Below are 12396 nucleotides of genomic sequence, written 5' to 3' on the forward strand. Positions count from 1 at the left end.
TTATGACCAGTTGGGTCGGTATAAATTAACGGATTGTTTTGAGCGTACGTATACAAATTCAACGTCAGCGGGTTATTCAGTTGGCCCTCATAGCTATCCTCATTAATAAACCTACCCACACTCGGATCGTACCATCTGGCGCGGAGATACTGCAAGCCGGTGGTGTCGTCCCAATACTCGCCACTATACCGGAACAAATTCGGGACCGTTTCGCTCTCCGTTAACGAGTTCCCCCATATATCATACGTGTAGGTGTTGAGTACATTGCCTGCCCCATCCGTTAGCCCGGTAACATCGCCGTGGCCGTTATGCGAGTAATAGGCTTTGTTTCCATTCGCATCGACTCTGGCGACTAACGCATTTCCGCGAATGTAACTCGCTTTGTGGGTTACCGTCCCATTCGAGACGGTGCCTTCCGCGATGATATTCGCTCCGTCATAGTAGTAACGGGTGGTCACCCCAGCCTCCGTTCGTTCTGTGAGCAGACCGTCTCCATTGTAGCGATAAACGACGGAGCCGTTCCCTTCCGTCATGACTTGCGTCAAGCGATCGCGATCGTCATAGCTATAGTTCATGGTCGCTAAATTCGGCAGCGCGTCACTTTCCAGCGTCTGACGGTTGCCGCGCAGGTCGTACGTGTACTTCTCGTTGAACTGCGTCGAAGTGGCAATCCGGTTTAACGGATCATAGCCGAAGGTATACACGCTGGCGTTTTCGGTTTTGCCGGTCTGGTTGCGGTTTTGGTCATACTGGTAAGCAAATGCCCCTATGGCACTTCCCGCTTTCGTTTGCGTCAGCGACGTCAGATTCCGTTCATCGTACCCATAGGTCGAGAGAATCCCATTACGTAGCTGGGTGGACGAACTGAGACCGTTTTTCTTATACGTGTAGGTCGCATCCCAATTGTTGACCGCAGGACCAACTGCATCCAATTGATTTCTCGCATCATATCGATACGCCGTCACCACGCCAAACGGGTCGGTCATCTTTGTCCGTATGCCCCGGCTATCGTATTCGTATTGCGTTTGCCGCGTATCTGGATACGTGACGGACTTCAGCCAGCCCGAACCCGGCTCATAACTGTATTGCGTTTTCCCCGTGCCGTCCTGCATCCATACTCTACGACCCGCTGAATCATAGCCTAGCACGATCGTTTCTTGGCTCGTGGCGCTAGAGGTTTGCATATCCCGGTTGTTGTACCCGTACGTGCGCACTTGCCCTTTGCGATCGATAACCTTACTCAGGTTGCTATTGGCATCGTAAAAATACGATTCCACGCCGCCGGAAGGATCGGTTTTGCGAATGACTCTGCCCATCTGGTCGTATTGCTTCGTTACCTTATTCTGGTCCGGATACTGCGTTTCTTTCAGATTGCCCGCCATCGTGTACGCATACTGCGTCGCACTGGCTTCCGGATCGGTGACGGTTACGAGCCGACCCAGCACATCGTACGCATACGACGTCTTGAATCCCTTCGCATCGGTTTGGGTTAACGGGTTTCCTACGTAGTCGTACGTATAGATCGCCTTGCTCATGAGCGCGCCCGCAGCGTTCAACGCTTCTTGTTGGATCGGACGCCCGAGAAGATCGACCGTTTCTTTGACGATGTTGCCTTCGGGATCGGTCGTCTGAACGGTGCGCTGAATATCGTCGTATTGAACGGTAGCATAGGCGTTATCCGTCCCCGGGAGCTGCGTGCGAACGACCCGATCCCACGCATCATACGTATAGGTCGAACGGTTCCCTGCCCCATCCTCGCTATAACTCAATCGTCCATCGCCGTCATAGCCGTATGCTGTCGTGGCTTTTCCGACAATTCCCTCCGCGACCTTCAAGCCCAAGGGGTTCCATTTGACTACGCTCATCACGCCGGTTTCGTCCACCGCCGTCACTTGATTCTGACTGTCGTCAAAGACGGCCGAAGCGGCGCTTTGATCGGGATGAATCACTTTCGTTACCCGGCCGAGCTTGTCGAACTCGTATTGCGTAACTTGCCCTTTCCCATCCGTGTAGGATGTCATTTCGCCTGTCGCCAGCTTGTACTGGAACTGCTGCGAAACCAGCGTATTTTGATTATCAGATCCAGTCACCTGAATGGATTGTCGGGTCGGGTAGCCGGCCTTATAGAGCGTAAAATCGTATTCATTGGACACCACAATGTCTCGCGCATCATCTTTAAGGGTCACCGTTATCGGATTTCCATAGCTGTCATAGCTATAGCTCGTCTGCCCCTTCAGCGCGCCGCTTGCGTTGTTTTCCTTCAGACGTACGGTTTTGATACTGTTGGTGGTCGGGTACCGCTCGAGCTCGGTGTACAAGCTTAATCCGGCTTTCACCGGAGCGGTGGAAGTGCTTAACAGATGCGTCGCGGCGTCGTACGTATAGAGAGTGGTATTGTTGTACGGATCGGTTTCCGTGAGCACATTGCCGTAGTCGTCAAACGTTCGGGATACGGTGCTTGCGGTCGATTGTGACGCCCCTTGTTTCGTCTTGGAGGTCACTTGAATCGGCACCGGCCAGCGCTTAGCCCGGTTGTATTCCATCGTGTCGATTTTCTGTTTTACCCCATCGCTTACGACAACTTGTGTGTTGTAGTAAACTTCAGGCGTGCTGTCGTCTATATATACGCGATCATAATTATACGTGGATTGTGTTCTACCATTGTTAACCGTTGTAGCAAAGGCGCTGCTAGACTGTTGTACAATCGCTCCGTCACCAATATAACTGTAATCTACGCGATTAGAATTAGAAGCTGTGCCATCCGTATAGGTCACCACATCTTCTCTTGTTGCTACGCGATAGACTAACTCCTTCGCACTATACCCAAGTGTGCGATCAAATGCGCTATAGCTATAATCTGTACGCGCTTTAGTCGGGTGATACACCTGCTTCAGCAAAGCTGTATAATTATCTTTCATCCGCCCACTACCAACAAGATCAAATGGTGTCGATGCAACTTCATATACATACTGCGTTTTTCTTCCCACAGCATCCGTAACCTGAGATAGCAGCTCTTTGTTACCCATCGCGTCTTTAATCTTGTCGTATTTTACCGTTCGATCACCTGATGTAACGATTACCTCTGTTACAGAATAGCTAATATTGATTTCATTTCCGATAGCATCCTTTACTTTGGTAAGAACAGTTCCATAAGGGGATATATCTTGATATTCAAATTGAATGGTGTTGTCGTACGCGTCCGTAATTTTCTTAAGATAACCTTCAGCTGTAAAATACAACTTTCTCCCATCCAATGATTTTAATATATAACCCCAACCCACGTTAACTGGGACGTCATAGTCAACCACCAACTCAAGATCTTTCCATGGATACCCTTTAAGCTTTAAACCGTCTAACTCATAAGTACTCCCCCCTGAAAGATGAATATACTGTTTAGAGTCTTTATTCTCAATATAAGGAATATCCCAACTCCAACCTTTACCAATGGGGAACCTGTTTTCCGATCGTTTCGGTTTCGTTCTGTTACCATATGCATACCCACGATTATGAGGCATAACACTTGGATCTACTAGTACCTTACCGGTTGTGTAGTATCTAGCGATCAAAGGTACACCCTGGAGAACAATATGTTTATCGAACAGCATATAACTTTGTGGATCATCCGGGTTCGAGTACTTAAATGTAGTTTTAGATAAACCCTCTCGAAGTTCATCATTGAACTCTTGAGCAATACCATAGGATGTCGGATAGTATACAATGGCTGACTGACCAAAATAATTGACATGTGATTGGTAATAAAACATGTCATAAAAATTGGTGATATTTGAGTGCGGAGGGGTTACGAAATGTTGATCTCTGAAATGTACCCTACCAACCAATTCTGGATAATATCTTGCATCGTATACTGATCCAAAAACCATTTCTTTATCATAATATTGTGCATCTGAAGTATCGTACGTACGCGTTAGAGAGAATGACAAACCATTTCTTCCGGGCAACACCATATCCGTAGCTTGCATAGAAAGTGATCCGCTCACTGTAGATATGTTTTCTTTAGCTGAACCGATGGAATATGGGGCAATATCACTTTTAATATTCATTCGTTTGAAAGCAAGTTGGTCATAACTCGTTGGGTATATGGATGAGGCCATCATCATTCTACCTTGCTGATCCAAATAGGTTGCTGATGTGACAGATGGATGTAATAAGCTTGCATCTCCGTACACGTTAGCATTGACACTAGTAACTGGATATACAGTTGATGCAACACTACCTCCATTATTTTCTGAAAATCGTTCTGATGAATAATCTAATTGGTTTAACTTGCTTAGCACGCTTGGGTGAAGTTGATGTAGCAGGGTCTCGATGGATTGATCTGAAGATCGTTTAGATTGCAGAGCCACATGTATATCTGACAAAGAATAGCCTTTATTGAGTTGTTCTAGCACGCTAACTTCTGGAAGGTTAAAGTTTTGGCTTAACCATTCTATGGTCAGCACATTTGATTTGGATGTGCTAGACAAGGCGGAATTAATTAAATTCAATTGATCTAACGGATTAGTTTTGCTACCAGCAGCACTTACATGTTGAGGCACAACTGTAGTAATGATTAGTATAAATAATAATAAATAAATTATTGTTTTCTTCACAACATCACTCTTTCCCTCTTTGTTATTTTCTTACTATCTTCTATTAAAATCTTACTTAACATTGGTAGATAACGCATTTATTGTGATTCTATCCTCACCATAACATGGAGTCATTTTTTTACACTATTATGGGTTTTTAGTTCTAAATTTCCTTTATTGTCATATTGATAATTGTCCTTATAATTTACTCTTCCTTGGGAGTAGCGTACAGTCGATACCTTATTGCTATCATACTCATATGCTTAATTCGTGTTAGCAAAGGCATTTGAATCATTAAGTACAAATAAGGGTAGCATCACAGTAAATAAAAATATTGTTAACAGCATAAATATAGAATTAAAAGCTATTTGACGTTTAAATAAAGCTTCGATTTGTACCCAATGAATACTCCTCCGTTATTCAACTTCTATTAATTTTTTAGCACAACTATTCCGTTCATAAAGTTTCTATTTTAAACATAAATTAACTTAAATGATCAGGTATAGAACATATCACCTACATAGAATAAACCGCTACCTCCATCATTTAATGAATTAATCCCAATGTGGATTCTTTATCTTTTTGCATTCGCTGGTGTAGTATCGCTAATATTAAGTTCGTGATAAGAATTCAATAAATTGGGATAGTAAACGACTTGATCATTAATAAATCTATCATTTTCATCAAAATATTGAATAAATAAGTATATTTTCGTTTGATTCAAACTTTCTACTCGAACTTGTCCGCCTGCTGTATACGATGCATTACCGTCGACGATTACATCTTGTAGGATGTAAATTTGGCGGTTATTCTCCATGTTTGAGATTTTTATTTTTTGCGATTTACTCCCTGAATATACTGGGTTTCTTACAACACCAAACGTATAGACACCAACAGTATGTCACGTTCGTGCTGGCCGCCGCTGCTTGGGAAGCTGCTCCATAACTTCTGCAATTTCTTCCGGATCTGTAATGACCGGAACGCCTAAAGCTTCGTAATCCAGCGGCGTTTGCCCTTGCAGGGTTTCTTGCAATTGCTCGGCGAGTTCGTCTTGTTTCTCCTTGATGGCAGGATTGTTCTTCTGCAAAATGTCAGTCAACGCCAGTCCGGTCGCTTCAGCCTCGCTCAGGGCGTCATGGAGCTCGGGAAGGGTATAGCCTTGATTGAGCTGTTGCGTCAGTACGTCGATCGGAACTTCAAATTGCTGGCTAAGCCATTCAATTGTGAGAGCAGGCGTTTGCGCGCTAGTATCTGACGTTTCGACTTGGGCGGCCTGAGCCGCTTGCATCGCCGGTGCCGGCCCAATCGTCGCCATAACGCCGCCAAGCATCGCACTCGCCAGCAATAGGGATGCCCACTTCTTGATCCGTGTAAAAGTCATGCTAATGATCCACCTCAGTTAGAAGATTTGAGCTTGTCTTGATAGAAGGTCAGGGGGGCACGTTACGCCCTGCCCTGACCGCTTTATTCTAGTTGCTTGGTAGGGAAATCGTATCGCTCCATAGGTCATCTCCGGAATGGAGCACAACACGTACGCGTACTTCGTATAGCACATTAGCAAACAAATCCTGAATAGACATTGAGTTTTCAGCCGCAGTATCATAAAACGCGCCGTTCACCCACACTTCATAAGCCTCGATTTCATCCGAGTCGATAGTCGTTGTCCATGTGAGCTGCGCCTCTGCCTCTGATGTACGGGATGCGGTAACCGTAATCGGCTGCAGCATCGCCTCATGAACATATACAAGTGCCTCGCTCTCATCCGATCGCTCGCCCGATTGATTAACTGAAACCACCGTGAACTGGTAGGTCAAGCCGTCCTCAACGCTCACCATCAGCTGCGGCTCATAGACAGAAGCGATAACCGATTGATGATTAAGCACTTGATAATAAGCAACGCTTTGCGGTTGTCCGTCCACGTCCCACGATAGCCCAACTTCATCATCGAATGTAGAGAAAATCTGAATATTTTGCGGGACGAGCAATTCGTTCTCTTCAAGCAGGTCATTCGCTGCATAAGTGAAGTTCAAGTTGTCCGCGTATACCGTACCTGCGCCATTAGCCTGATTCGCCACCACATGCACCGCCACTTCGGCCAGCACTGTCCCTGCGGGAATCACGCCTTGCGTCTCCAACGCGACATAACCGCTGGTCGTCTGGTTCAGCTCCACCTTAAACTCGCCCAGATTCGTCCAGTTCTCATCATAAAACCATACGACCAATTGTCCGTATGCGCCGTTCAATTGCTCGGCGTGCAGCTGCCCGCTTAACGTAAACGGCTCTCCGCCCTTCACGTTCACGCGCTGACGCACGTAGCCTTTCTGCCATGCGGCCAGACCGGCGACATCCAGCTTCATCGCCTTCGTTCCGCTCGCTGTCGGGGTATTCACCCACCCGATTGTGCCCGTGCCCGAGTTGCCGCTCTGCCAGCCTGCCGTGCCCGTTCCCGCCGCATGCTCGAAATCCGCATTCGTCAGCAGGTTCGCATCCGTCGTCTCTCTCAGATCGATATTGTCCGCATACATCAAGCCGCCGCCATTGCCCGCGCCGTTCGCTGTTAGCCATACATACATCTGCGCGCGCACCGCGCCTTCCGGCGCCGTTGTCCGTTTCTCCAGATGCACGTAACCCGGCGATGGCGCTTCATGCCGCACGTATTCCTGGCCAAGGTTGACATTGCTCGCGCTAAAGTAACGAATTTGCAGCTCTGCATAGGCATTCTGCAGCGTTACCGCGTTCAGGTCGCCCGACAGCACATAGGTCTTGCCGGCCTCCACCGCTGCCGATTGCGACACTTGGTTTCTCGTCCAGGCGGCCAGACCTGACGCTTCGATCTTAAGCGCCTTGCTCCCCTTAGTGACAGGTTCCGTTACCGTCGTCACCTCTCCCGTACCTGGACCAGCCAACGCGGGAACCCACGCCGCGATGTCCAACCCGCTGAATTTCTCGAAGCTGCCGTTGCCCAGCAGATTCCCGTCGTTTTCTCCCCCGTTGTCGTCGTCATTTCCATATGCAAAGCTTAGCGCGTCCGCATACACCGTACCTGCGCCGTTAGCCTGATTCGCCACCACATGCACCGCCACTTCGGCCAGCACTGTCCCTGCGGGAATCACGCCTTGCGTCTTCAACGCGACATAACCGCTGGTCGTCTGGTTCAGCTCCACCTTAAACTCGCCCAGATTCGTCCAGTTCTCGTCATAGAACCATACGACCAATTGTCCGTATGCGCCGTTCAACTGCTCGGCGTGCAGCTGCCCGCTTAACGTAAACGGCTCTCCGCCCTTCACGTTCACGCGCTGACGCACGTAGCCTTTCTGCCATGCGGCCAGACCGGCGACATCCAGCTTCATCGCCTTCGTTCCGCTCGCTGTCGGGGTGTTCACCCACCCGATTGTACCCGTGCCCGAGTTGCCGCTCTGCCAGCCTGCCGTGCCCGTTCCCGCCGCATGCTCGAAATCCGCATTCGTCAGCAGGTTCGCATCCGTCGTCTCTCTCAGATCGATATTGTCCGCATACATCAAGCCGCCGCCGTTGCCCGCGCCGTTCGCTGTCAGCCATACGTACACCTGCGCGCGCACCGCGCCTTCCGGCGCCGTTGTCCGTTTCTCCAGATGCACGTAACCCGGCGATGGCGCTTCATGCCGCACGTATTCCTGGCCAAGGTTGACATTGCTCGCGCTAAAGTAACGAATTTGCAGCTCTGCATAGGCATTCTGCAGCGTTACCGCGTTCAGGTCGCCCGACAGCACATAGGTCTTGCCGGCCTCCACTGCTGCCGATTGCGTCACTTGATTTCTCGTCCATGCGGCCAGACCTGACGCTTCGATCTTAAGCGCCTTACCTCCCTTGGTGACAGGCGTATTTACTGTCGTAATTTGACCTGTTCCCGAAGCATCGACCGCATTCGACCAAGTGTAATTTTCGTCCGTTACAGCCTTCTCAAAGCTTCCGTTCTTGATCAGATTGTTCTGATCTTCCGGCTCGCTTAAGATGAACCATCTGTAATCAGACCAGGACGACCAGATCTGCGCAGCGGATACTCGTACGCGCAACTTATACTTCGTATCGAGAGGCAGTCCCGATGACCAGTCGAACGCTCCGTCAGATAACGCTGTATTTTGAACCTGCGTGCCGGAATCCCACACCAGCATGTCGCTCTCGTCCCGCACTTCAATCTGATAGCGGTCAAAGACCCCATTGACCGAATCGGAAGTCTGCTGCCATGCAATAGGAATATTCGTACTTTCCATTGCACTTGGATTCGCTTGATCTCCATCTGGATAGGCAAGATTGACAAGCGGTTTTCCTTCTATTGAAGTCGATAATAGATTTCCATTCGAATCATAGTTGAACTTTTGAACATACGCTCCATTCTTCTTGATTCCAGTGAGTCTATTATTCTTGTCGTACTCATACTGATATTGGCCGCTGGCCATCACCAGCATCCCCGTACAAACCTGTAGTAGGACAAGAGCCATAAATGCGCTTACAAGCCTGAAAAACATCCCAATACCCCCTGTATTTCCCTGTAAAAGGTCATTCCCAGTATTTTACCTTCATTCAACTCAAATGTCATCACTATTTTAAATAGAATAGAATCACAAAAAACCCCCTCCAGTTCCAAAGAACCGGAAGGGGCTTCCCTCTCTCTACCTATAGCAAAATAACCTCATCCTTGCTCACGTCTCGTTCCGCCTTCAACCCTCAATCTTGCGTCAAGCTTACTCGGCGTACATCCGGCTAACGGCCGTCCAGCGCTGGCCCGGCTCCAGACGGATCAATCCCGTCTGCGACGCGGGGAGATCGACGTTCGGTGCGTTGACCATTCCGGTCTGAGGCTCCGGGCAGAAGAACTCGCCGTTCGCGGCAGCGTTGTACACCATCCAATGCTTGTACGCTTCTCCCGCTTCATAGACGAACTTCGCATCCGCCTTACGGTCGTAGATCGTCATGGCGTTCACGCCCGCAACCGGCTCGGCCTGATAGTGGTTGTCCAGAGACTCGAAATAAGGATTGCCTTCGCCGCTTTTCAGCAGGCCTTCTCCTTCGCTTAACGGAAGAAGCTTGCCGGTAGGCAGCATCCGCTCGTTCAGCTCCCATCTTTGGCCGATGGAAAGGCCGCACTGCAGATCGGACACAGAACTGGCCGGAGCGAACGGAGCGTTCACGCTGGTATGGAAGCCAAGCATGAGCGGAATCGCCTCCGAGCTTTCGTTCACCGCATCGAACTGGTAAGCCAGCCCGTCGTTCGTGAGCGTAACCGTCTGCGAGAGCAGCACCCGATGAGGGAAATAGGCGAAGTCGGGATGCTTCTCGTCAAAAAGCAGCTTAACCGTGACATAGCTTTTTTCCTCGGTGCTTCCATACTCGGCTACTTCCCACTCCGAATTGTATACGAAGCCGTGGATATGGTTACCGGTATGCTCTTCATTTACCGGGAACCGATAAGTCCGGCCGTCGAATTCGAACGTCCCCGCATCGTAACGGTTGGGCGGGAACAGCACGGGAACGCCGTGCAGCATTGGCTTCTCCAGGAAAGATTCCCATTCGGCGCCCGCCGGCTCCCTCAGAAAGGCATATCCCCTGTCGTCATCCCGGAACGAGATCAGATTGCCTCCGACTCTCGGAAGAACAATCGCGGAATACCTTCCATACTTTAAGAAAATTGCCGGTTCGTTCTCGTATGTACCTTGTTTCGCTTCGTGCAGAGCCATAAAGTGTGACCTCACATTCTTCCTTTTTTTCGAGTATATAAGTCCCCTGGCGATAACGTCAACTATCATCCTTCAAGCCAGGAAAATATCGCTTCCATAATATGATCGAGATTGGATTTCCCCTCCGAATTCCGGTAAGGCTCCCGTTCGCGAAAATAATCCGCATGCTTGCCGATGATCGGCACGTGAAGCCGATACTCGGGCGCATGCTTGTCCCTCTGCCAGGACGGAAGCCGTCCCCTCTTCCTCCAGCCGCCGTGGGAGCCCATGCGCGACACCGCATCCGGCGACTTCCCCGGAAGCACGCCCTTTCCCTTTCTTTTTCCTGGCCCCTGGGCTGCAATGGACAGAACGAAGGGCTTGAGCCGATCCGGAACCCGGCAGCGCGGAGAGCCGATCATGACCACCCGGCATTCGCCCGATCTGCGCGCCGTCAGCAGCTCTGCGGCATGAAGAGCGGCGACGCCTCCCCCGCTGTGGCCGATCAGCAGCGTCATTCCGGCCGACGAGCCGTGCCGCGACTCGTCCTCCTCGACCTCCGCGGCCGTCCGCCGTCCCCCGGTCGATCGCTCGATCCGGCGGAGTCCAAGCCGGACATCCGCCCCAATCTCCCAGAGCTGCTTCATTACGTTTCTGCTCCAATCCCCGTAAGGAAACAGCAGCCGCGAATGCACGGACGCTCCGGGTGGCAACGTCCAGCCTCCCAACCCTTGCTCCCTGATTCGGGCTTCTATTGCGATTCGCAGATTTTCCATAAAATGCGGTGCCGTCGCCAGTCCTCCAAGGCAATAGACGGCCACGCTATTTTCCTCCGGCCCGTTCGAATGCTTGCGCATAGAGAATCCTTTCCATATCCGATGGATGCGTGTCCCTGAACCACTTCACCAATAGCGGCGGATGTATGTCGCTCAGCGACGCGACGGCCATCTTCTGGTTCATCGTGACCGAGCCCTCCGCACTGCCGATCAGCTCCAGCGCGTAACGGTCGGCGGCTGTCTCCGCTTGGCGCGACACGTAATTGGATGCGGGCAGCGAAATGAATGAAAGCACCGACAGGATAAGCAGAATGAGCGGCAGCGCGGTCATGTCCGACAGCGACCGAATCCCCCATCGATACCCGCGATTTCGCACGGCGACCTTGAATATCCACCCGCCGACCGCCAGCAGAAGGAGGGAGGAGCCGACAGCCCCGACGGCGCTCCATTCCAGATGATGCATCACGTAATGACCCATCTCATGCGCCATGATCAGCAGAATCTCCGGCTCGTCCAAGCGTTGCAGCGTCGTGTCCCAGAGCACAATGCGCAGCGATGACCCGATTCCGTTCACATAGGCGTTAAGCGAATTCGTCTTCCCCGACATCTCCACCTCGTACACGCGGTGCGCCGGAATATCCGCCTTGTCGGCCAGCTCCAGGATGCGCTGCTCCAGCTTGGCGTCCTTCAAGGGCGAGAACTTGTTGTAGAGCGGATCGATCACGACCGGCTGCACATACATCATGAACAGCGTGAACGGAATGGACAGCAGCCACAGCTTCAGCCACCAGCGTCCGCCTTTGGATATGACCCACAGCGCTACGGCCGATACCGCAAGCATCGTCGCGTACCCGATCCCGAAGGCGATCAGCTTGTCTCTGAGCCACCCGGCGATCGATTGCGTCGAGATGCCGTAAGCCTTGGACAGATTGTAGCCCATAACCCGCAGCGGAAAATAAAACAGATAGGCCGTACCGTTCACCAGGAAGACGTAGACGGGAAAACGAACGTAGAGAGGATAACCCCCACGCTCCAGCCGTTCTCTCCATCTTTTGGCCAATCCGCTTGACAGCATCACGAGGTAAATCAGCCATTCCCAGGGACCGCTCATGAAGAAAATCCAGTTGCGCGAAGCGTTCAACGCCTCGCTGCTCTGAAGCTGCTGCAGGGTATAGAAGGTCGCCGGATCGGCAGCCGTGCCGCGATAGATCTCCGGCACCTGATTCGGCGACGTATACGACACATAGACGGCTATCCCAATAGCATAGCAAGTGAAGATGACGAAATAACGAAGGAAAGCGGCGTGTCTGCTTGGCGGCATGGCGCATTTCTCCTTTC

General features: G+C 50.8%; 6 protein-coding genes. All 6 read right to left on the bottom strand.

Features of this window, described 5'->3' with window-relative positions:
• Nucleotides 1-2543, bottom strand: a 2543-nt coding sequence (locus ACFO1S_RS18000; protein ID WP_378127277.1) for an RHS repeat-associated core domain-containing protein, incomplete at its 3' end; no start/stop codon positions are given.
• 2947 nt (nt 2544-5490) lie between these two features.
• On the bottom strand, nt 5491-5970 hold the full coding sequence (locus ACFO1S_RS18005; protein ID WP_204604238.1) for a hypothetical protein: 480 nt from the start codon (nt 5968-5970) through the stop codon (nt 5491-5493).
• Nucleotides 5971-6058: 88 nt separating this feature from the next.
• Complete coding sequence (locus tag ACFO1S_RS18010) at nt 6059-9094, bottom strand: carbohydrate binding domain-containing protein (RefSeq protein WP_204604239.1); 3036 nt, start codon at nt 9092-9094, stop codon at nt 6059-6061.
• A 216-nt stretch (nt 9095-9310) separates the two neighbouring features.
• Nucleotides 9311-10303 (bottom strand): aldose 1-epimerase, encoded by a 993-nt coding sequence (locus ACFO1S_RS18015; RefSeq protein WP_204604240.1) that lies wholly within the window; start codon nt 10301-10303, stop codon nt 9311-9313.
• A 65-nt stretch (nt 10304-10368) separates the two neighbouring features.
• A complete protein-coding gene (locus ACFO1S_RS18020) occupies nt 10369-11139 on the bottom strand; it encodes an alpha/beta hydrolase family protein (RefSeq protein WP_204604241.1) in 771 nt (256 codons plus the stop codon).
• On the bottom strand, nt 11105-12379 hold the full coding sequence (locus tag ACFO1S_RS18025; RefSeq protein ID WP_204604242.1) for a M48 family metallopeptidase: 1275 nt from the start codon (nt 12377-12379) through the stop codon (nt 11105-11107). Before ACFO1S_RS18025 ends, ACFO1S_RS18020 begins: the two co-directional genes overlap by 35 nt.
• Nucleotides 12380-12396 lie beyond the last annotated feature (17 nt).

It is taken from the genome of Cohnella boryungensis, from assembly GCF_042651945.1.
In the GTDB taxonomy this organism is placed as follows: domain Bacteria; phylum Bacillota; class Bacilli; order Paenibacillales; family Paenibacillaceae; genus Cohnella; species Cohnella boryungensis.

Excerpts from the sequence above, each read along its gene's own strand:
- ACFO1S_RS18005 (WP_204604238.1), bottom strand. The coding sequence starts at position 5,970 with ATGACTTTTACACGGATCAAGAAGTGGGCATCCCTATTGCTGGCGAGT.
- ACFO1S_RS18010 (WP_204604239.1), bottom strand. The coding sequence starts at position 9,094 with ATGTTTTTCAGGCTTGTAAGCGCATTTATGGCTCTTGTCCTACTACAG.
- ACFO1S_RS18015 (WP_204604240.1), bottom strand. The coding sequence starts at position 10,303 with ATGGCTCTGCACGAAGCGAAACAAGGTACATACGAGAACGAACCGGCA.
- ACFO1S_RS18020 (WP_204604241.1), bottom strand. The coding sequence starts at position 11,139 with ATGCGCAAGCATTCGAACGGGCCGGAGGAAAATAGCGTGGCCGTCTAT.
- ACFO1S_RS18025 (WP_204604242.1), bottom strand. The coding sequence starts at position 12,379 with ATGCCGCCAAGCAGACACGCCGCTTTCCTTCGTTATTTCGTCATCTTC.